The organism is Synechococcus sp. Cu2B8-bc1011, assembly GCF_047302735.1.
Classification (GTDB): domain Bacteria; phylum Cyanobacteriota; class Cyanobacteriia; order PCC-6307; family Cyanobiaceae; genus Synechococcus_C.
Genome location: NZ_CP138915.1, coordinates 1,204,620 through 1,223,981, shown reverse-complemented (window position 1 = coordinate 1,223,981; position 19,362 = coordinate 1,204,620). Strand labels below are relative to the sequence as shown.

At 56.7% G+C, this 19,362-nt stretch carries 21 protein-coding genes, 1 tRNA gene and 1 other RNA gene; 15 read left to right on the top strand and 8 right to left on the bottom strand.

Translation table 11 applies throughout. The features are described from left to right. Nucleotides 1-36 precede the first annotated feature (36 nt). Nucleotides 37-1,299 carry an amidohydrolase family protein gene (locus SIC18_RS06420; RefSeq protein WP_413430440.1) on the bottom strand — a complete coding sequence of 421 codons (1,263 nt, stop codon included), beginning with the start codon at nt 1,297-1,299 and terminating at the stop codon, nt 37-39. Then, nucleotides 1,296-1,682, bottom strand: a complete 387-nt coding sequence (locus tag SIC18_RS06415) for a DUF4359 domain-containing protein (protein ID WP_048345985.1) — start codon at nt 1,680-1,682, stop codon at nt 1,296-1,298. Before SIC18_RS06415 ends, SIC18_RS06420 begins: the two co-directional genes overlap by 4 nt. An 83-nt stretch (nt 1,683-1,765) precedes the next feature. On the opposite strand from SIC18_RS06415, the gene SIC18_RS06410 reads away from it, so the two are divergent. Then, nucleotides 1,766-1,838 (top strand) — tRNA-His (locus tag SIC18_RS06410). A 1-nt stretch (nt 1,839) separates the two neighbouring features. Here the strand turns inward: SIC18_RS06410 and SIC18_RS06405 are convergent. Next, entirely contained in the window at nt 1,840-2,886 is a 1,047-nt protein-coding gene (locus tag SIC18_RS06405; RefSeq protein ID WP_048345984.1) for a DUF1611 domain-containing protein, read from the bottom strand. A 145-nt stretch (nt 2,887-3,031) separates the two neighbouring features. Beyond that, the gene (locus SIC18_RS06400) at nt 3,032-4,105 is read right to left on the bottom strand and encodes a dipeptide epimerase (RefSeq protein WP_413430439.1); all 1,074 of its coding nucleotides are present in this window, start codon (nt 4,103-4,105) and stop codon (nt 3,032-3,034) included. A 208-nt stretch (nt 4,106-4,313) separates the two neighbouring features. Between SIC18_RS06400 and miaB the strand changes: the two genes are divergently transcribed. The 5 genes from miaB (at nt 4,314) to ftsZ (ending at nt 9,262) form a co-directional block, all read left to right on the top strand. Further along, the gene (miaB, locus tag SIC18_RS06395; protein WP_048348019.1) at nt 4,314-5,624 is read left to right on the top strand and encodes a tRNA (N6-isopentenyl adenosine(37)-C2)-methylthiotransferase MiaB; all 1,311 of its coding nucleotides are present in this window, start codon (nt 4,314-4,316) and stop codon (nt 5,622-5,624) included. Between the two features lie 38 nt (nt 5,625-5,662). Continuing rightward, complete coding sequence (locus SIC18_RS06390; RefSeq protein WP_413430438.1) at nt 5,663-6,724, top strand: D-alanine--D-alanine ligase family protein; 1,062 nt, start codon at nt 5,663-5,665, stop codon at nt 6,722-6,724. Nucleotides 6,725-6,743: 19 nt separating this feature from the next. Continuing rightward, the gene (locus tag SIC18_RS06385; RefSeq protein ID WP_413430437.1) at nt 6,744-7,154 is read left to right on the top strand and encodes a hypothetical protein; all 411 of its coding nucleotides are present in this window, start codon (nt 6,744-6,746) and stop codon (nt 7,152-7,154) included. 71 nt (nt 7,155-7,225) lie between these two features. After that, nucleotides 7,226-8,020, top strand: coding sequence for a cell division protein FtsQ/DivIB (locus tag SIC18_RS06380; RefSeq protein ID WP_413430436.1), 795 nt, complete (start codon nt 7,226-7,228; stop codon nt 8,018-8,020). A gap of 78 nt (nt 8,021-8,098) precedes the next feature. Further along, nucleotides 8,099-9,262, top strand: a complete 1,164-nt coding sequence (gene ftsZ / locus SIC18_RS06375) for a cell division protein FtsZ (protein ID WP_048345980.1) — start codon at nt 8,099-8,101, stop codon at nt 9,260-9,262. 5 nt (nt 9,263-9,267) lie between these two features. Here ftsZ and ffs read toward each other — a convergent pair. After that, nucleotides 9,268-9,364, bottom strand: an RNA gene (ffs, locus tag SIC18_RS06370) — signal recognition particle sRNA small type. A 43-nt stretch (nt 9,365-9,407) separates the two neighbouring features. On the opposite strand from ffs, the gene panB reads away from it, so the two are divergent. Next, nucleotides 9,408-10,226, top strand: a complete 819-nt coding sequence (gene panB / locus SIC18_RS06365; protein ID WP_048345979.1) for a 3-methyl-2-oxobutanoate hydroxymethyltransferase — start codon at nt 9,408-9,410, stop codon at nt 10,224-10,226. Here the strand turns inward: panB and hemW are convergent. Continuing rightward, nucleotides 10,147-11,397 (bottom strand): radical SAM family heme chaperone HemW, encoded by a 1,251-nt coding sequence (gene hemW / locus SIC18_RS06360; RefSeq protein ID WP_413430435.1) that lies wholly within the window; start codon nt 11,395-11,397, stop codon nt 10,147-10,149. The two genes, panB and hemW, sit on opposite strands and share 80 nt — an antisense overlap. A 71-nt stretch (nt 11,398-11,468) precedes the next feature. Here hemW and SIC18_RS06355 point away from each other — a divergent pair, with 71 nt between their 5' ends. The 5 genes from SIC18_RS06355 to cbiB all read left to right on the top strand — a co-directional run bounded on the left by SIC18_RS06355 (nt 11,469) and on the right by cbiB (nt 16,082). Then, nucleotides 11,469-12,617 (top strand): PIN/TRAM domain-containing protein, encoded by a 1,149-nt coding sequence (locus tag SIC18_RS06355; RefSeq protein WP_413430434.1) that lies wholly within the window; start codon nt 11,469-11,471, stop codon nt 12,615-12,617. Nucleotides 12,618-12,656: 39 nt separating this feature from the next. Continuing rightward, nucleotides 12,657-13,322, top strand: coding sequence for an ATP-dependent Clp protease proteolytic subunit (locus SIC18_RS06350; protein WP_413430433.1), 666 nt, complete (start codon nt 12,657-12,659; stop codon nt 13,320-13,322). A gap of 113 nt (nt 13,323-13,435) precedes the next feature. Beyond that, on the top strand, nt 13,436-14,038 hold the full coding sequence (locus tag SIC18_RS06345; protein ID WP_048345975.1) for an ATP-dependent Clp protease proteolytic subunit: 603 nt from the start codon (nt 13,436-13,438) through the stop codon (nt 14,036-14,038). Between the two features lie 56 nt (nt 14,039-14,094). Further along, nucleotides 14,095-15,090 (top strand): ketol-acid reductoisomerase, encoded by a 996-nt coding sequence (ilvC, locus tag SIC18_RS06340; RefSeq protein ID WP_413430432.1) that lies wholly within the window; start codon nt 14,095-14,097, stop codon nt 15,088-15,090. 17 nt (nt 15,091-15,107) lie between these two features. Continuing rightward, nucleotides 15,108-16,082 (top strand): adenosylcobinamide-phosphate synthase CbiB, encoded by a 975-nt coding sequence (gene cbiB, locus SIC18_RS06335; protein ID WP_413430431.1) that lies wholly within the window; start codon nt 15,108-15,110, stop codon nt 16,080-16,082. Here the strand turns inward: cbiB and SIC18_RS06330 are convergent. Further along, on the bottom strand, nt 16,076-16,834 hold the full coding sequence (locus tag SIC18_RS06330) for a sugar transferase (protein WP_413430430.1): 759 nt from the start codon (nt 16,832-16,834) through the stop codon (nt 16,076-16,078). The two genes, cbiB and SIC18_RS06330, sit on opposite strands and share 7 nt — an antisense overlap. A gap of 214 nt (nt 16,835-17,048) precedes the next feature. On the opposite strand from SIC18_RS06330, the gene SIC18_RS06325 reads away from it, so the two are divergent. Together SIC18_RS06325 and SIC18_RS06320 are read left to right on the top strand one after the other, a co-directional pair. Beyond that, complete coding sequence (locus SIC18_RS06325) at nt 17,049-17,306, top strand: hypothetical protein (RefSeq protein WP_048345971.1); 258 nt, start codon at nt 17,049-17,051, stop codon at nt 17,304-17,306. A gap of 663 nt (nt 17,307-17,969) precedes the next feature. Continuing rightward, a complete protein-coding gene (locus tag SIC18_RS06320; RefSeq protein ID WP_413430429.1) occupies nt 17,970-18,302 on the top strand; it encodes a hypothetical protein in 333 nt (110 codons plus the stop codon). Between the two features lie 3 nt (nt 18,303-18,305). On the opposite strand, the gene SIC18_RS06315 is transcribed toward SIC18_RS06320, so the two are convergent. Further along, on the bottom strand, nt 18,306-18,386 hold the full coding sequence (locus SIC18_RS06315; protein ID WP_413430520.1) for an AlpA family phage regulatory protein: 81 nt from the start codon (nt 18,384-18,386) through the stop codon (nt 18,306-18,308). A 316-nt stretch (nt 18,387-18,702) separates the two neighbouring features. On the opposite strand from SIC18_RS06315, the gene SIC18_RS06310 reads away from it, so the two are divergent. After that, entirely contained in the window at nt 18,703-19,275 is a 573-nt protein-coding gene (locus SIC18_RS06310) for a hypothetical protein (protein WP_413430428.1), read from the top strand. The last annotated feature ends 87 nt before the right edge of the window (nt 19,276-19,362 follow it).

Here is a 19,362-nt window from a genome sequence, read left to right as displayed (position 1 = left end):
TGTAACTGAAAAAGACTGCTGTAGCGATGGTGATCCTCAGGTTGAATCCTGCACCCACACTCCACGCACCAACAAGCGACGTTCCGGAGGTGCCGCCAAGGCTTCCGCCCAGCTTTGAACGGGAAGCTGCATCGCATCAGCGGGGGCACCCGCCCGGAGTACCCCGTCCCACTCCATCTCCATCAATCGCGCTGCCGCCGTTGTGAAGGGAGAAAGACCCAAGCGCTCCCAGGGAACCAGATGGGCCTTAGCCAGGCTTGCTGCAATCAAAGCCAAAGGGTCAAAGTTGCCAGCCGGGAACCATGGATCCTGCACGTTGTCACCCCCGACGGCCACACACACACCAGCACGCTGCAACTGACGAATCGGAGCCAAGGGTCGCCGCAGAGGCGTCGCGAAATCTTGCCGACCTAAAAGCCAGCCATTGGTCAGGGGGAGAGCCACCACTCGAATGTTGTGAAGCGCCATCCGTTCAGCAAGCCGCTGCAACGCAGATGCTCTGAGGAGCGACAGGCTGCTGGCATGGCTGCAGGTGATCGGCACTGAAACGGGCATCCGCTTGAGAACACGCATCAACTGCAACACCCCGGCCGCAGGTTCAGAACCGGCTTCGTCGATATGCAAATCCACCCCGCATCCATGCCGGTCGGCCAGCGCCAAAAGGTGTTTCAGCTCCTGGCGGGAGGCACGCCCTGAGCAGGGCGGGGAGATCACTCCGCCGAGCAAGCCCCCGGACTCTGCCACCTGAGCCGCCAGCTGTTCCCCTTCTGAGGTGCCCCAATACGCCACTGGAACCAGGGCAACCGGCTGAACCTTGACCCGATCTTGCCAACGGGAGGCCCCGTCCAGAATGGCGTCCCAGCTGCACTGGGCCCCAGGCCCAAGGCTGTCGATATGGGTGCGTACAGCGCGTAGACCATGGCGCCATACCAACTGCATGGCGCGCTCAAAGCGCTCTTGAACCACCTCGAGGGTTCGGGTCTGATGTTCCCTGAAGTTGGCCGCCATCGCTCCGGCATAGGTGCCACGGAGATTGGGATAGCGGCTCCAGCTAAACGCCTTATCAAGATGCGCATGCGGTTCCAGCAAACGGGGAAGCAACATCCCATCCGGTTCCGCAGCTCCCTCAACGAGAGGCTGGACTCGCACAATCCGTCCTTCACGCCAGGACACCTGCAAGGCACAAAGGCCATCAGCACGTGTGATCGGCGCTGGCGTACCCACGCGTTCATCGTCGAGCTCGACCAGTCCCCTTGGAATCCAGGCACTGAGAGTGCCATCTCCAAAACGAGGAATCATTCGATCTTGCCGGCGTCACTCTTGGCTTGAAGGATGACAAATTGGCCGGCGATTCCGAGGGTCATGACCGAATACTCAGGAAGACGCAAGGTGGGGAGTAAGTCCTGTCCACCCAGCTCAGTGGTGTAAATGCTGAACAAGCCAAGGTTGAGACGTCGGCTGAATTGACCAGCGAGCTCAGCCAAGGCTGGCTCCTGATCACGAATCAAGCGCGGGCAATCTTTCACCCAAAGCTGCAACACCATCGGCAATCCACCCTCACACAACTCATCGCTGATCACGGAGACGAGTTGGCCGCCCGCGTAGCTCTTGAAGTCCTCAGGAGAGGGATTGGTGAAGGCGAGTGCCACACCAGAGGCGGCCAATGCCAAAACGGCTGCCACTGCATTGGCCGATGGCTTGCGAAAAGGACCGATGAGCGTCTCCTGAAGAAGTTTGGTGAATTGGTAGATTCTTACTCGACACGGCGGGTGTCGCCAAGTGGTTAAGGCAGCGGCTTGTGGTGCCGCCATCCGGGGGTTCGAATCCCCTCATCCGCCCTCAACGATTAAGAAAGACTTTGAGCAGGCCGTCTGCCTGATTGCGGATGGGATCGTCGCAGGGAAGGCCTAGAGCGTCTTGGCAAGAGTGGATCGATCTCTGTGCCTCCTCGGCCGACAAGGCCGCTGTGTTGAGGGCAACGGCTTGAACCTTCGGAGGAGGAGATGAGCCTCGAGGGCGTGCAATCGCTGCCAGCGATTCATAAAGACTGATGCACTCCTTCAAGGGGGGCAGCGGTACCTGCGGCAGTCGCCCGATTGTGGACTGACCCGCCCGATGCACCATCAGCAACGCCGTTGGTTGACTGCCGCGCATCAAGGGAAGCGTGGCAGTCGAGCCTGGGTGACAGAGCGAGCCTTGCCCTTCCACCACCAATAAATCCCGTTCTGACAATCCCGAGCCTGCTTCTAGAACAGCCGCTTCCACAGCACCTGCCGCAAAGTCCACACGCACCGCATCCAAAGGAATGCCCCGACCGCTGATCAAAATTCCAGCCTGACCGGTTCCAACAAACCTGCACACCCGCTTGTGCCGTGCTGCTGCCGCTTGCAGTGCCAAACAGGCACTCATCTTTCCTACAGCCATATCGGTTCCCACCGCTAGAACGCGCTGACAGGAGAGCGCAGCTGCCCGAGCCTGAGCCACCTGAATAGCGGGGGGCTCCCGGCGTAAATCCCAGATCCATTGCCCGTCCTGACATGCCTCCTCGAAGTCGGGGTCCTCGCCCAATAGCGCGTGCAAGCCACTAGCCAGGCTCAGCCCGGCCCGTAGTGCGGCCAGGCCATCCCGTCGCACCGGGTCGGGCAAAACTCCACCGGAGGGAGCTAAGCCAACCACAGCAACAGCAGGGCGATAGGGCAATGCCGCAGCCAGATCGGGCACAATCGGCACAGGGCGATCAATCCCTGTGATCTCAGCCAGGGAGCCGTAGGCGTGCTCGGGGTCAATGACACCGGCAATCGGCCCCCGTCGATGTCGCAACAGTGCAAGACCTGTCTTCCCAGTTAGGGATGTGAGACCACCGTGCTGAAGCAGCAGCACAGGCATCTGTTCAAATCCCTCAGGACACTGGTTGTTCACTCCACTTCTGTTGCGATGACGACCCGAGCGGACCAAAACAACTCAGCCAACTCTTCTCCACGCCTCTAGCAAGACTTTCAGCGACAACACAAAAGAGCGTTGTTTGTCGCAGTCACGCGCGGGTGATCCCAAGCCCAGCAGCAGCTGGTGCTCGCATTTGATCTCCCACCAATTTGAGCCCTTGATAAGGGTCATCCACAAGATTGAGATGGCTGTCGAGATCAGGCCAGCGGATCAAGGGCAGCAGCTGGGCAGCCGCCCCATTGAGCAAGAGGCTGTCGGAGTAACAGCCAATCATCAGATCCAGATCCAAGCGCTGAGCAACCTGGGCCATCAGCCAAGCTTCACTGAGCCCTCCACTTTTGAGCAATTTGAGATTCACCCCATCCACGTGAGGGGCAAGGCGCAGCAAATCCTGCAGATCCCAACAGCTCTCGTCGGCCACAAGGGGCATGGCGCAATGGGGCTTGAGCGCCGCAAAGGCAGCCGTATCACGCTCGGGATCGAGCACTGCCGCCATCGGCTGCTCCAGCAACACCACCCCGGCCTGTTGCAGAGAGGCCTGCATCGCCTTTGCTTCATCGAGACTCCAGCCACCGTTGGCATCCACTTGAAGCTCCATCTGCTGCTGCTGCTGTTGGCCGTGCTCCTGCAAAGCCTGGGCTACCGCCTCCAACAGGGCCCGATCGTGATCGCAGCCATCAGCACTGCCGAGCTTGAGCTTGATGCGCGTTGCCGGTAACTGCCGCCACCAACGATGAAGGCGGCTCACAACCTCATCGACTGACCCGAGCCCCAAGGTCACGCTGGTGGCAACAGGGCGACTGCCATCGAGACCGAACAATCGCCACACCGGCTGTCCCAGCCGTTGCCCCCACCAATCCCAAAGAGCGAGGTCCACAGCACAACGGGCCGGGGGAGACAACGGCTCTAGCAGGGGAGCAAGTCGCTGGCGATCCGCAGGGTCAAGATCGCCCAGTTTTGGCATCAAAGCCTCGAGCTCCGAGGCCAAGTCATCGGTCCTGAAAGCACGATGTCCGGTATCAAACCCTCCCGTTTCGCCGCGACCGCTGCAGCCATCCAGGCGAAAGGTGAGCTCGAGATGTTCCACCTGGGCTGTGGTTCCGCGGCTAATGGCGAGCGGCACCGCTTTGGTGAGAGAAAAGCGCCGAAGAGACCAGACCATCGCCCTATAACGCCAATCCCCAAGCTGGCACAAGTTGACGGTGGCTCAAACTAAAAGAAGATTTCACCGTCGTCGGTCTCCAGGATCGCCACCCGCTTTGGCTCTCTCCAGTCCCGCCAGCCCCAGTCTTGCCAAGACCAACCCTGCATCCTCCACTCGGAACGAGGGGCAGCGCGGTAGCTACTGGATCACCACGTTTGGCTGCCAGATGAACAAGGCCGATTCCGAACGGATGGCAGGAATTCTGGAAAGCATGGGCTACCAGGAAGCCAACGCCGAACTGGACGCCGATCTCGTTCTCTACAACACCTGCACCATTCGCGACAACGCCGAACAGAAGGTGTACAGCTATTTGGGTCGCCAGGCCATCCGCAAGCGAACCAATCCCAATCTCACCTTGGTGGTGGCAGGTTGCGTCGCGCAACAAGAGGGAGAATCCCTACTGCGCCGAGTTCCAGAGCTGGATTTGGTCATGGGACCCCAGCACGCCAATCGCCTCGAAACCCTGCTCACACAAGTCCAAACTGGACAGCAGGTCGTCGCGACTGAAGACCATCACATCCTCGAAGACCTCACCACCGCCAGGCGCGACAGCAGCACCTGCGCTTGGGTGAATGTGATCTACGGCTGCAACGAGCGTTGCACGTATTGCGTGGTGCCCTCGGTTCGTGGCAAAGAGCAATCCCGCCTGCCTAACTCCATCGTTTTGGAGATGGAAGGATTGGCAGCGCGTGGGTTCAAAGAGATCACCTTGCTCGGTCAAAACATCGATGCCTATGGACGCGATCTACCAGGCATCACCGCCGAGGGCCGACGCCAACACACCCTCACGGATCTCCTTCACCAAGTGCATGACGTCGAGGGCATCGAACGCCTGCGTTTTGCCACGAGTCACCCGAGATATTTCACCGAGCGACTGATTGATGCCTGCGCTGACCTTCCGAAAGTGTGCGAACACTTCCATATCCCTTTCCAAAGCGGTGATAACGAGCTTTTAAAAGCGATGGCCCGCGGATACACCGTTGAGCGTTACCGGCGCATCATTGATCGCATTCGCAAGCGCATGCCCGATGCAGCCATCAGCGCTGATGTGATCGTGGCCTTCCCTGGAGAAACCGATGCGCAATACAGACGCACCCTGGCGTTGATTGAAGAGATTGGCTTTGACCAAGTGAACACAGCTGCCTATTCGCCAAGGCCCAACACCCCCGCTGCGGACTGGAACAATCAGCTCTCTGAGGAGGTCAAAGTCGCACGCCTTCAAGAGATCAATGCTCTGGTGGAATCCACAGCAAAAGAACGGAACGCTCGCTATGCCGGTCGGATTGAGCAAGTGCTTGCAGAGGGAATGAATCCCAAAGATCCAAGCCAGCTCATGGGGCGGACGCGCTCCAACAGGCTCACCTTCTTCTCTGCTGAATCCCCCAACGGCATCACGCATCGTGCGGGAGATCTAGTCGATGTTCGAATCGATCAAGTTCGCTCCTTCTCCCTTACTGGCACACCGGTGATCAACTGATACCTTTCGGGTTCGTTTTGTGAATGAACGGCCGCACTATGCCCTCTTCTCCCGTTCGCATTGGCGTGGTGTTCGGAGGAGCATCCGGTGAGCATGCAGTGTCGATTCGCTCGGCCATCACGGTGATCAAGGCCCTTCAAGAAGGGCGAAATCGAGATCATTTCGAGGTGGTTCCGCTCTACATCGATCAGTCGGGGCGTTGGTGGCCGGAGCGCATTGCCAACAGCGTGCTCGAACGAAAGCAACCGCTAACTGAGGACAACCTTCCCCAGCCCCTACCTCCCGCAGGCCTTCGCTCCCTGCCCATCGACCACGACCGGGTGGATGTTTGGTTCCCCGTGCTTCATGGCCCTAACGGAGAGGACGGAACAGTGCAAGGGTTATTCACACTGATGGGGCAGCCCTATGTGGGCTCCGGTGTTCTCGGTTCCGCAGTAGGGATGGACAAGCTGGCCATGAAAGCCGCTTTTGCCGCCGCAGGGTTACCTCAGGTTCCCTATGTGGGGCTGAATGCTGCAGATCTCGATCACCCTGAACGCCACAACAAGCTGGTCGCCAGGATCGAAGCGGAATTGGGCTATCCCTGTTTTGTCAAACCGGCCAACATGGGCTCATCGGTTGGAATCAGCAAAGCGCGTCACCGAGACCAACTGCTTGCTGGCCTGCAGGAAGCGGCACACCATGACACCCGCCTCGTTGTCGAGCGTGGTGTTAGCGCTCGCGAGTTGGAATGTGCCGTACTCGGACGGAAAGAGCTGAAGGCCTCCGTTGTAGGCGAAATCAGTTTTGAGGCCGATTGGTACGACTACGAAACCAAATACACCGATGGCTGCAGCCAAACGCTGATTCCAGCTCCACTTCCCGAGCAGGTGAGCGCTCAGATTCAGGCGATTGCCCTGCAAGCCTGCACCGCTGTTCACGCCTATGGCTTGGCACGGGTTGATGTTTTTTACGATGAAAAAAGCGGTGACATCTGGCTCAACGAGATCAACACCCTGCCTGGTTTCACCTCCCAAAGCATGTATCCCATGCTTTGGGAGGCCAGTGGTGTCGCTTTACCCGACCTAGTGGCCCAGCTGGTCCACACGGCGCGAGAATGAAGGAATATCCAGACAAGCGATGATTGAAGGTCTGCTCTGGCTTCCACTCCTCGTCGCCTTTGTGCTGCTCGTAGCACTGGGGTGGCTCGAGCGCCGTCGTCAAAATCTATTCCGAACCTGGAGCGAAGGATCTGAGTTAGCCAAACTCGATGGCTGCGGCGCGGCACTTCTCAAGGATGGTGAACTGCGCTGGTGCAGCTTCAGCGCTGGGTCATTTCAAGAGGAGGGGCACTTTGTGATCAAGAATCTGGAATTGGTCGAACTCATGGCCTTGGCATCAGGGGAGGCACCACTGGCCAGTGAATCTCAAGGTCGATGCCGTCTCCGATTGATTGGGAATGGCCGTCAGCTTGATGTGCCCTTTGCCGATGCAGATCGCGCCCGCCGTTGGATGGACCAACTGATGTCTCGTGCACGCTGTGACTTGTGAGCCCGGAAGCTTCCAGAAAGAAAGGCCTTAGGCTCGGAAAACGCAAAAGCTCAGGCCCGCTGCCTCCTGGTGTGGAGCGGCGGCGAAGGCTGCGGCAAGAGCGAAGGCAAGAGCGCTTGATCCAATTGTGGAGGCTTGTTTTTTTTCTCCTCACGGCCACTGGATTGAGCTGGTTGTTGCTGACCCTGGGTTGGAGCCTGCGATCCGCTTCACAAATTCAGATCAGCGGAAGCCAGAGGATGGACGAAACCGTGGTGGTGAAAGCTGCAGGCCTCTCCTTTCCCCAATCCCTATTGAGCCTTGAGCCTGGTGAGATCGAGGCCAAATTGATGCAGGAGCTTCCTGTGCAGGAGGTGTCCGTTCAGCGGCACCTTCTCCCTCCAGGCCTCGACATCCAACTCGTTGAGCGACGCCCTGTCGCGGCTGCCACGCGGATGGGCCCCAGAGGAATCGAGCGGGGCATGGTGGACGGCGAGGCTTATTGGATGCCGATGGACATGGCCAAGCAGGGCGAGAAACCATCGAGCGCGGTGAAAGTCGAAGGCTGGATTTCCAATCGTCGCGCCGTCATTGCCCGCATTCTTCAACAACGAGACCTGCTGGGTCGACCACTCAAAACCATTCAGGTGGAACCCGCTGGTGGCGTGAGTTTGCGCATTGAAACGCTTGGACTTGTCTATCTCGGCGCCAATGATGCCCTTTTAGATGAGCAATTCATAACCATTGCGCAACTCAATCAAAGCCTCCCTCCCAACCTGCGCGGCGCGTCCAACGAAGGCCTCGATCTCAGTGATCCAAGCCAACCTGAACTGAAGTTACGGCCGAAGCCCAAGCCATCAACCCCTGGGAAAGTCACCGATTCTTGACGGCCCCGCCGCAAAAATGATCGTGACAATCAAGTTCCTGTATCACTTTTGTCGGCAAAAGCCGCTCACAGCTCCATAATGCAACCGATTAAAGCGGTTAAAGCCCACATAATGGAGATTGTGAGCAGTGAAATGTCCTCATCCATGAATCCAGAGGGCATCTCGCCTAGCCAATCGGCCCGCATCGAAGTGATTGGTGTTGGTGGGGGTGGCAGCAACGCTGTCAATCGCATGATTTTGAGTGACCTAGAAGGAGTTGCTTACCGCGTTTTAAACACTGATGCACAGGCGCTGATTCAATCAGCCGCTGACAATCGGGTTCAGTTAGGCCAAACACTGACACGCGGGCTTGGAGCTGGCGGAAACCCCAGCATTGGCCAAAAGGCTGCAGAAGAGTCGCGAGCTGATCTCCAACAAGCCCTCCAAGGCGCAGATCTGGTCTTTATCGCCGCGGGCATGGGTGGTGGCACCGGTACCGGTGCTGCTCCTGTCGTTGCAGAGGTTGCCAAAGAAAGCGGGGCCCTCACTGTTGGCATCGTCACCAAACCATTCAGTTTTGAGGGTCGCCGCAGAATGCGGCAGGCCGATGAAGGCATTGCCCGCCTGGCAGAGCACGTCGACACCCTGATCGTCATTCCCAACGATCGATTGCGCGATGCCATCGCTGGAGCACCTCTGCAGGAAGCCTTCCGGAGTGCCGATGACGTTCTGCGCATGGGAGTGAAGGGAATCAGCGACATCATTACGCTCCCAGGCCTTGTCAACGTTGACTTTGCTGACGTGCGCTCCGTGATGACAGAAGCCGGTACGGCCCTGCTCGGTATCGGTGTGGGTTCGGGCCGATCACGAGCGGTTGAAGCCGCCCAAACCGCCATCAACAGCCCCTTGCTGGAATCCGCTCGCATCGATGGTGCAAGCGGCTGCGTGATCAACATCAGTGGCGGCCGGGACATGACCCTGGAGGACATGACCACCGCATCAGAGGTGATTTACGACGTGGTGGATCCAGAAGCCAACATCATTGTTGGCGCTGTGGTGGACGAGCGACTCGAAGGAGAGATTCACGTGACCGTGATTGCCACCGGCTTTACAGATGGAACTCCCTATCGCTCGGAGCGCATCACCACTCGACCAGCCGTTTCAGCGTTCGAGCCCAGTTCCAACACCAACATCGCTCCAGAAAGTGGTGCTCGAATTCCTGATTTCCTTAGGCAGCGCCAACAGCGTCAAAACGACAGCTAAAGGTTGGTGACCCGGAGTCCACGCCTGCCCAGAGCATCCCGTGTGGCTGCTCCCTTCCGGTTCTGACCAGGTTTGGGCGTCTGGACCGCATGGATCCGAATCAATACGATGTTAGCAATGAACCTCTTTTGTGGCGGAAGGGCGGATGCGCCCAGCTGAATTGATTCGCTTCAAACAATCAGGCAGAGCGATCACAATGCTCACGGCATGGGATGGCCTTAGTGCTGCCTTGGTGGAAGAGGCCGGCGCCGATGTGGTCTTAGTGGGTGATTCACTCGCGATGGTGGTTCTTGGCCATGACACCACCCTTCCGGTCACGCTCGAACAGATGCTTCATCACAGCCAGGCCGTATGCCGTGGCCTCAGCAAACCTCTCTCGGAGCAACCGCTGGTGGTCTGCGATCTGCCATTCCTGAGTTATCAATGCGGCCTCGATCGTGCCGTCGCCGCTGCAGGCAGCATTCTCAAAGAGTCGGATGCCGCGGCCGTCAAGCTTGAGGGCGGAGAACCCGAGGTGGTGGCCGTTGTGGACCGCCTCGTCCGCATGGGCATCCCAGTGATGGGACATCTCGGACTCACCCCCCAGGCGGTGCACCGACTCGGCTACCGGCGGCAAGGCATCGATCCAAAGAGCCAGGACAAACTGCATCGCCAAGCACAAGCCCTACAGGACGCCGGTTGTTTCTCCCTTGTTGTGGAACATATCCCCAGCGAACTCGCCGGTCGGTTGCGACGCACGTTATCCATCCCGGTGATCGGCATCGGCGCCGGACCCGATTGCGATGGACAGGTCAGCGTCACCGCCGACCTGCTGGGCTTAACGCCGAGCCAACCACCCTTCACCCCGGCCCGAATGCAAGGCCGTGCACTCAGCATCAACGCTCTCAAAAGCTGGCTTCAGGAGCAACGGGATCAGGGAGCAACTCCCACCACTCCACCACCTCCACCAGCACCTGATTGCTAACGGCCATCCCCTCGGGATCACTGAGGCGCCAGCGACGGCCAAAGCGTTCAACAAGACCCATCTCCACAAAGGGTTGCCAACGGGCCTCCAGGGCGGATAGATCACGGATGCAGCGCTGTTCACTCCAGCCGCAGCGTCTTGCAAGATCCCATGGGTCCACGCCTTCGTGGCAGCGCAGCCCCACGAGCAACCGATCATCCAAAGGCAAGCTCCTCGCTGACCCTTGAAGCAAGCTGGAATCCAGTTGCTGACTCTGATCCTTCAACCAGGAGGCATAAGCCTCACGGGTTCGAGGACGGGCCATCCGCTCCCCCCAGGGAGCACTGGTGGCCCCCAGGCCAAAGGCCCACCAGCCCGCACCACTCCAATACACGCGGTTATGCCTGGAGGCATGACCTGGCCTGGCGAAATTTGAGATTTCATAGCGGCTGTAACCGGCCCGTCGGAGCCTGCGGGTGGTCAAGGCGATGCGGTCGGCGGCGGCATCGTCCTCGGGGAGCGCCAGCTCGCCTCGCTTCTCGCGCCAAGCAAACACCGTGCCTGGCTCCACGCTGAGGTCGTAGATCGACACGTGGGGAGCTTGAACAGTGACGGCCTGCTCCAACTGAGCCTCCCATTCCAGATCTCCTTGCTCTGGAAGATTTCGAATCAGATCCAAACTCCAGCTCTGCAGGTCACCAACCTGCACAGACTCTTGGAGCCAATGGCAGGCCTCCAGCAAATCCTGCCTGCGATGTCGACGCCCCAGGGCCGCGAGCCTGACATTGTCAAAACTTTGCCCTCCCAAACTCACGCGGGTGATTCCCGCAGCGATCAGGGCGTGAAGATCACTACGCGCAAACGTGGCAGGGTCCATTTCGAGGGTGATTTCAGCACCGTCCTGGAACCCGAATCGACCTCTGAGCTGCTGCAGCAGCCCTGCAATTTGATCGGGTCTCAACAACGATGGCGTCCCACCCCCGACATACACGGTGGCCAGTGCAGGGCCTTGGGGAGACAGGTTGATCTCTGTGCTGAGCAGATCCAGGTAGGCCTCGATCGAGCCACTACCAGACCCTCCATAGGCATCAGCCCGATCACCGAGAGGAACTACCGCGAAGTCGCAGTAAAAACATCGCCGATGGCAAAAAGGAATATGTAAATAGGCGCTGCGAGGTGCAGATGCGGTCATCTGCGCAGGCAGAGCGACGGAAGATGGTGCATGCTGCCTGCATACGGAGTGAACGGCCACGACTGATTGCCATGGTTGAAGTTCTCATCCTGGTCCTATTTCTGATCTCCGGTGGAGCCACCGGCTGGATGGGTGTTCATCTCCTTCCACAAGAGATGCTGGACGATGTCACCGATGTCCAACGCGTGCGCCTCGTGCTCACCGGCATCGGTACTGCAGTCGGCCTGGTGGCAGGCCTGGTGTTTAAGCGGCTGCGACTGCAACTGATGCAGCAGGTGCGCACGATGCCCACCGATTTATTGATCAGTCGATCGGTGGGACTGATCCTGGGATTACTGGTTGCCAATTTATTGCTGGCACCCATCCTGCTGCTCCCACTCACCGGTGGCGTCACCTTGGTCAAACCCCTTGCTGCGGTTCTCAGCAATGTGTTTTTTGGGGTTCTGGGATACAACCTCGCTGAGGTGCATGGACGCACGCTCCTGCGCCTGTTTAACCCCACAAGCACGGAAGCCTTGCTGGTCGCAGATGGTGTTCTCACCCCTGCGACCCCAAAGATCCTCGACACCAGCGTGATCATCGATGGGCGAATCCGCGGCATGTTGGCCTGCGGTTTGCTGGAAGGCCAGGCCATCGTTGCTCAAACCGTGATCGACGAGATGCAGCAATTGGCCGACTCCACCAACTTGGAGAAGCGAGCCAAGGGGCGACGTGGTCTGAAACTTCTGCGCGATCTACGCGACACCTACGGACGTCGACTGGTGATCAACAGCACCCGTTACGAAGGCACGGGAACGGATGATCGTCTACTACTGCTCGCAAGCGACACGGGCGGCACGCTCGTGACCGCCGACTTCAACCTGGCCCAAGTCGCCGAATTGAAGGAGATCAAAGTCATGAATCTGAGCGAATTGGTGATCGCCTTACGCCCTGAGGTTCAGCCAGGTGATGAGCTGTTGCTCAAAATCGTGCGCGAAGGCAAAGAAGAGAGTCAGGGAGTGGGCTATCTCGAAGACGGGACGATGGTGGTGGTTGAGGAGGGCCGGAGCTTGATCGGATCCCGTCAGCCCGTTGTGGTGACCGGTGCTCTACAGACCCCAACAGGGCGCATGGTGTTTGCGCGCCGTGACAAAAACGGGGCCAAGAGCAACCGCAGCAGCAAGGGCAGCAAGAGCAAGGCTGCACGGACTGACAGCCCTAAGGAGCAGCCATCCACTTGACCCCGCTAGGCTCGCTCTACGACAGGGATGCTTAGCGGAATGACCACATCAGCGCCTTATTACGGCGACTCAGGCGTGATGCGCACACCCCCGCCTGACCTGCCCTCTTTGATGCTCAAAGAGCGGATCGTGTATCTGGGCCTACCGCTGTTTTCAGACGGAGATGCCAAGCGTCAGATGGGCCTTGACGTGACGGAACTGATCATTGCCCAGCTCCTTTATCTGGAATTCGACAACCCAGAGAAACCGATTTACTTCTATATCAACTCCACAGGGACCAGTTGGTATTCGGGCGAGTCGATTGGCTTCGAGACAGAAGCCTTTGCCATCTGCGACACGCTTCGCTACGTGAAGCCACCTGTCCACACGATTTGCATCGGTCAGGCGATGGGAACGGCTGCCGTGATTCTTTCTGCTGGCACCAAAGGTCAAAGGGCGGCCCTGCCCCATGCATCCATCGTGTTGCATCAACCTCGCAGCGGCGCTCGCGGCCAGGCCACAGACATTCAAATCCGCGCCAAAGAGGTGCTGCATAACAAGCGAGCCATGCTCGAAATCCTTGCGACCAACACAGGGCGCAGCGTGGAAGAACTCTCTGCAGATTCAGACAGAATGAGTTATCTCACCCCTCAAGAGGCCGTCTCCTATGGCCTGATCGACAGGGTTCTGGACAGTCGCAAGGAGCTGCCTGCAGCAGTGGCTTAATCACGCACCCAAGCATCAACTGCATTCGTAGTTGAAAACACCAAAGCTGTTGAAGCAGCTGTGGTTGCCTCATCAGACCATCTTTTTATCTCCTTCAACCCCTCTGAGGACCCATGCCAATCGGTACCCCCAGCGTTCCCTACCGCCTCCCCGGCAGCCAAATGGAGCGCTGGGTCGACATCTACACCCGTCTTGGCGTTGAGAGGATTTTGTTCCTCGGCCAGGACGTGAATGACGGAGTTGCCAATAGCCTCGTCGCCCAGATGCTGTATCTCGATTCAGAAGACAGCAGCAAGCCCATCTACTTGTACATCAACTCTCCAGGTGGATCCGTCACCGCTGGTTTGGCGATCTACGACACCATGCAATACGTCAAGAGCGATGTCGTCACCATCTGCGTAGGACTGGCCGCATCGATGGGTGCCTTTTTGTTGACGGCAGGCACAAAAGGCAAGCGCTTGGCTCTCCCCCACAGTCGAATCATGATTCACCAGCCTCTCGGTGGCACGGCGCAACGACAGGCGAGTGATATCGAAATCGAAGCCAGGGAAATCCTGCGGATGAAAGAGATGCTCAATCGCTCGATGGCCGATATGACAGGCCAAAGTTTTGAAAAAATCGAAAAGGACACCGACCGGGATTATTTCTTGAGTGCGGAAGAAGCGAAGGATTACGGCTTAATTGATCGAGTCATTTCCCACCCCAATGAAGCGTGAGGGCTTATCCGGTCCATCCGTAAACTTCAGTATTGTCTCCAGCAGGTTCCGACCGGATGGCTCAGCTTTTCTATGACTCAGACGCCGATCTCTCGCTTCTGAGCGGCAAGACGGTAGCCATCATCGGTTATGGATCCCAGGGTCATGCCCATGCCCTCAACCTCAAAGACAGTGGCGTGAATGTGGTTGTTGGTCTATATGACGGCAGTCGCTCAGCCGAGAAAGCCAAAGCCGACGGCCTTGAAGTTCTGAGCGTGGCAGATGCTTCCGCCAAGGCCGACTGGATCATGGTGCTGCTGCCCGATGAATTTCAGAAAGAGGTCTACGAGAAGGAAATCGCCCCACACCTCAGCGCTGGCAAGGTTTTAAGTTTTGCTCACGGGTTCAACATTCGCTTTGAGTTGATCAAGCCGCCTGCGGATGTGGACGTGTTGATGATCGCTCCGAAAGGGCCCGGCCACACCGTGCGCTGGGAGTATCAGAACGGACAGGGGGTTCCTGCCCTGTTCGCGATCGAACAGGATGCTTCCGGGAACGCACGCGATTTGGCCATGGCCTACGCAAAGGGCATCGGCGGCACGCGCGCAGGCATCCTCGAAACCAACTTCAAGGAAGAAACCGAAACCGATCTCTTTGGTGAACAGGCTGTTCTCTGCGGCGGTCTCTCTGAGCTGGTCAAAGCCGGCTTTGAAACCCTGGTGGAAGCGGGTTATCAGCCTGAACTGGCCTATTTCGAGTGCCTGCATGAAGTCAAGTTGATCGTTGACTTGATGGTGAAAGGAGGTCTGTCCTCCATGCGCGACTCCATCTCCAATACGGCTGAATACGGGGACTACGTCAGTGGCCCTCGTCTGATCACAGCCGACACCAAAGCGGAGATGAAGAGGATCCTCTCCGACATCCAAGACGGAACCTTTGCCAAGAACTTCGTTGCAGAATGTGCAGCCGGCAAACCTGAGATGAATAAAATTCGCTCTCGTGATGCCGAGCATCCGATCGAGAAAGTCGGCAAAGGTTTGCGTTCCATGTTCAGCTGGCTCAAGGCGGCCTGAGCGACCCAATACTGCTGGTGATCGTCGCCGCAGGCCTTGACCTGCTGGTCGGCGATCCCCGCTGTTGCCCCCATCCAGTGGTCGGCATGGGTCGAGTGATCAGTGGACTGCGCAACTGGATCGAACCCTGGGCCGGAGACCGGCCCTTTCGCTTGCGCGCCGGCGGGGGCCTGATCACCTTCGTTTTGGTGTTGGGCAGCGGCGGAGCGGGCTGGCTGCTCGAGAGGCTGATCTTGCCGCAGTCTCCCTTGCCCCATCCCTTGGCATCACTGTTAGTTGTGATTGCCCTGGCGAGCGCCTTGGCGGCACGCAGCCTTCGCGACAGCGTGCTGGCCGTCCTTCAGGCCCTCCCCAACCTTCCCTCAGCCAGGGATCGCCTGAGTTGGATTGTGGGGCGTGATGTGAGTCAATTGGATCAAGACGACATCCTCAGGGCTAGCGCAGAAACAGCCAGTGAGAATGCGGTGGATGGGCTGTTTGCTCCCTTGTTTTGGATGCTGATCGGAGCCGGGCTATGGAAGGCAGGATTCAGCCAAGGTCCAGGCCCCCTCGCCTTGGCTTGGGCCTTCAAAGCAAGCAGCACCCTCGATTCGATGCTTGGATACAAGCATGGCCGACTGCGCTGGCTCGGTACTGCTGGGGCCCGGCTCGACGATCTCCTGACCTGGTTGCCCTGCAGGTTGGTGGTAATCACTCTTCCACTGGTGAGCTTGAGCTGGGCCCAATGGTCATCAACAGTACGTGCCGCCTCTGCAGATGGGAAACCTGACCCCTCTCCAAACGCAGGACTCTCCGAATCCATTTTTGCCCACTGCGCCGATGTACAGATGGGTGGGCTCAATCGCTACGGCAACACTTGGATCAACAAACCGCTGCTTTCCGCACACTCCGGGAAGGCAACGGATTCAGGCGTGCGCAAGCTGTTGAACCTTGGCCTCAAGCTGGAAAGTGCTTGGTTAGTCGTGGCAGCTGGGTGCTCGTTGGTTCAGTAGGCACCGCGATCCATGGGCAAAAGCAGCACTCCAAACGTACGCAGAATGATCGCCACATCCAGAGAGAACGAACGACCTCTCGAGTAGGCCAAATCAAGCCTCACCCGCTTGGGATAGCTGAGATTGTTGCGACCACTCACCTGCCACAACCCGGTTAAACCAGGACGCACAGCCAAAACCTCATCCATGAAAGGGCCATAGCGCTCAATCTCCTTATCCACAATTGGCCGTGGCCCCACCACACTCATCTCACCACGTAAAACGTTCAGGAACTGTGGCAGTTCATCCAGGCTGGAACGCCTTAAGAAACGACCGATCGGGGTGATGCGAGGGTCCTGACGGAGCTTGAAATCACGCTCAAACTCAGCACGCATTTCCGGTGAGTCGGCCAGCACGCGTTGCAGAACAGCGTCGGCATCAGCGCGCATGGTGCGGAATTTGATGCAACCAAAACGGCGATATCCACGACCAACACGTTTTTGGACATAAAACACTGGACCGGGTGAACTCAGGCTCACCAAGGCCGCGATCAACAAAAAAGCGGGCGATCCAAGTCCCAAAGCCAGCAATGAAAAGGCAATATCACCGCTTCGCTTGAGCGTGCGGCCCAACCTGCTTTGTTTTCGAACCAGTGCCACCGACGTGAGCACCGAGGGAGGAGCTGACAACAACTCGAGATGCCGCTTCGTCGCACGCCGACTGAGACTGGAACCACCGGCCTGAAACGACGTTGCACGCAGACCAAGTTGCATCAAGTAACCCTTGAGTCTCACCCCACTGAACCGCAACAGGGCCTAGCCAAAAGGGAAAAATGGCCAGTCACCTCAAAGGCACAGGAACCACTGCTGATTTCGACTCGCAGTAGCGCACCCTTCGCAGCGGTGGATAACAGCATTTGCTGACAGAAACAGATCAAGAAGTCTCTCAGCCAATTGCGGCAAAGAGCAAGAATTCCGAAGCTAGGGCATGACTTCCACCGAAACGTCCATCAGCGCACTTCTCGAAGAAGCTCTCCAGGAGCCAACGATCGGAGAAACAGGGAGCTTTCGATGGCACGCCACGGCGATTGGAATCGCGGCGTTATGGATCGACGCGTCTCCGCCTTCCACGCCACCATTTGAAAATGCTTTAAAGGAAGGTTTAGAGATTGGGCTGGATTTAAGCCGGGAAGAGCGTGAATTCCATCAAGTTAGCCAGGGCCTAGTCCTCTTGTTTCATTCTTAGTCGACCGAAAATCCACTCTGCGAACATCATAGACAACTCCAAAAAGAATGAGTGATACAAAACACGCCGTGACCAGCAATTCATAGCAATCAAAAAAAAAGAAGCGCGTATAACTGAAGCTGCGGACAACTAGTCTATTCCTAAATAACATTTAGGATCGTCAATCGAGATCCACACAACTCCCCTGACCATCCCAGATACCTTTAAGGACCGATTCAGACCTCAACCATCTTTCCCCCATTTTTGGGACTTCAGGGAGAGAATCGGGTGATGCCGATAGGCGACGCCTCCACATTTGCTGATGGGTTCCACGACCAAACAGAACGAATCACCACAACTCTTTTTCTGTCTTTTGCTCCACGAAGTCTTTACACAAACTTCTGAGCCAGCGAGAGACATTTGAGGATTCACCTAACTCTGTTACTACACACCCTGGCGTTTCTAGGCACACCCAAGAACACCAAGAAATAAAAAAGTCCCTCACCACAACGGGTTGGGAACACCAGAAGATCTATCAGGACCTACTTAGAACAGAGATGCTGGGATGAAGCCGGCTTTACCCCAAATAAGTTTCCCCGAGAGGCTCTGAGCGTTGTTTTCCGAATTCGCGCTCGAACATACCAACACAAAGAATGTCGCCGAAGGAGACGCCCTGACACCCCCATGAAACATCTCAGGACGAGGCTTCTGACAGAAAAAGACCCCTGGGTGCTCAACCCCAGAGGTCCGGTCCCTCATGAACTGCTCGACCCCATCAGGATCGGACGGGCATTGGGATCTGGATACGGAGAGAACCGCCAACAGGAGTACGGGTCCCCCCTTCATCCAACTCACGAAGGGAAATGCCCTGGACGATTTCAAGGGACCAGCCCCCCCCCTATGGAGATCCTGGACAACCAGGCATCTACGCCAGGCACAAAAAAATCAGGACGCGTGAACGCCCTGCCTCTAACGGCATACCCAAGCCTGGGGTCATGCCTCTTTGATTCGATCTGACATCTACTCATGGACCGAAGACTCCGTCCAGACGACCGTGTTGCCGCCAATCGGAACCTGATTTGGAAACTCCCATGCAGCGATCGAGCGATAGATGGGATGCCTTAGAGAGTGATATCAACGAGCCAGACTTTGAATAAATAAGAATGGCAACTTGAGTGCACTTTATTAAGGCCTATCAGTGCTAAAGTATCTAATACTCTACGCAAGCTTTTGACGGATAAAAACCTTGCCCGAAGCCAACAATATCGAAGAACTTGGCCTCAGATTTTACACCAAACCTTTAACTGCTAAAACCTACCTCAACTCTCATTAGCTAAAAATGATTCAAAACTTTCGCATTAAATACCTCAAGCAATTCATACTGGTTACTTACATTGCTTACCTTGCCGCGATTCTATTGACGGCACCCTCTTACAAAGAAAACTCAATAATCACCACAGTTTCAACCTTGCAATTAGCCTCATGCTCGCTGGCCAGCATAATCATACCTTTCATATTAAACTTAAGAAGCGGAGGGATAAAGCTTACCGAATTCTCCATATGGATCTTTTTAGCCTTGGGCTTTGCTTTTTTAGCAATGGACGATAGCTTCATGTTTCACGAGCGAATAGATTACATGATACATTCGGCATTTGGCTGGAAAGAGACTCGCTTAAGCGACAGAATTGACGACATAATTGTTGGCATTTATGGAGTCATTGGTGCTTTTTTCGTTTTTTACAGCAGAAGTTATTTTCGCTTCTCCACAAGGTTTATGAAATTCGCCAAATATTCTCTTGCAATGGCTTTTATAATGGTTGCATGCGATTTCAGTCCATATTTCAGATTGCCTATCCACGTCCACCAGTACCTGGCTCATCTTGAGGAGTGGACCAAAATATTTGGCGGAGCCTTCCTTTTAATTGGGCTGCTATGCGCTATCGAAGACGCCTCAAAGCATATCAAATCTCAGAACTCTGCAATAGACTGATCCTTGCTTTGCAACTAGTGGGGTCTAGTACTTGAAGCAGAAACAAAATTCCTGAACAGCGAAACACTTATAAAGGCTTAGCACCTA

What these genes read in the sequence shown, in the direction of transcription:
- SIC18_RS06345 (WP_048345975.1), top strand. Translation starts at nt 13,436, where the DNA reads ATGCCAATCGGTACCCCCAGCGTTCCCTACCGCCTCCCCGGCAGCCAA.
- SIC18_RS06320 (WP_413430429.1), top strand. Translation starts at nt 17,970, where the DNA reads ATGAAACATCTCAGGACGAGGCTTCTGACAGAAAAAGACCCCTGGGTG.
- hemW (WP_413430435.1), bottom strand. Translation starts at nt 11,397, where the DNA reads ATGACCGCATCTGCACCTCGCAGCGCCTATTTACATATTCCTTTTTGC.
- SIC18_RS06350 (WP_413430433.1), top strand. Translation starts at nt 12,657, where the DNA reads ATGACCACATCAGCGCCTTATTACGGCGACTCAGGCGTGATGCGCACA.
- miaB (WP_048348019.1), top strand. Translation starts at nt 4,314, where the DNA reads ATGAACAAGGCCGATTCCGAACGGATGGCAGGAATTCTGGAAAGCATG.
- panB (WP_048345979.1), top strand. Translation starts at nt 9,408, where the DNA reads ATGCGCCCAGCTGAATTGATTCGCTTCAAACAATCAGGCAGAGCGATC.
- SIC18_RS06355 (WP_413430434.1), top strand. Translation starts at nt 11,469, where the DNA reads ATGGTTGAAGTTCTCATCCTGGTCCTATTTCTGATCTCCGGTGGAGCC.
- SIC18_RS06390 (WP_413430438.1), top strand. Translation starts at nt 5,663, where the DNA reads ATGCCCTCTTCTCCCGTTCGCATTGGCGTGGTGTTCGGAGGAGCATCC.
- SIC18_RS06420 (WP_413430440.1), bottom strand. Translation starts at nt 1,299, where the DNA reads ATGATTCCTCGTTTTGGAGATGGCACTCTCAGTGCCTGGATTCCAAGG.
- ilvC (WP_413430432.1), top strand. Translation starts at nt 14,095, where the DNA reads ATGGCTCAGCTTTTCTATGACTCAGACGCCGATCTCTCGCTTCTGAGC.
- SIC18_RS06400 (WP_413430439.1), bottom strand. Translation starts at nt 4,105, where the DNA reads ATGGTCTGGTCTCTTCGGCGCTTTTCTCTCACCAAAGCGGTGCCGCTC.
- SIC18_RS06325 (WP_048345971.1), top strand. Translation starts at nt 17,049, where the DNA reads ATGACTTCCACCGAAACGTCCATCAGCGCACTTCTCGAAGAAGCTCTC.
- ftsZ (WP_048345980.1), top strand. Translation starts at nt 8,099, where the DNA reads ATGCAACCGATTAAAGCGGTTAAAGCCCACATAATGGAGATTGTGAGC.
- SIC18_RS06385 (WP_413430437.1), top strand. Translation starts at nt 6,744, where the DNA reads ATGATTGAAGGTCTGCTCTGGCTTCCACTCCTCGTCGCCTTTGTGCTG.
- SIC18_RS06330 (WP_413430430.1), bottom strand. Translation starts at nt 16,834, where the DNA reads ATGCAACTTGGTCTGCGTGCAACGTCGTTTCAGGCCGGTGGTTCCAGT.
- SIC18_RS06405 (WP_048345984.1), bottom strand. Translation starts at nt 2,886, where the DNA reads ATGCCTGTGCTGCTGCTTCAGCACGGTGGTCTCACATCCCTAACTGGG.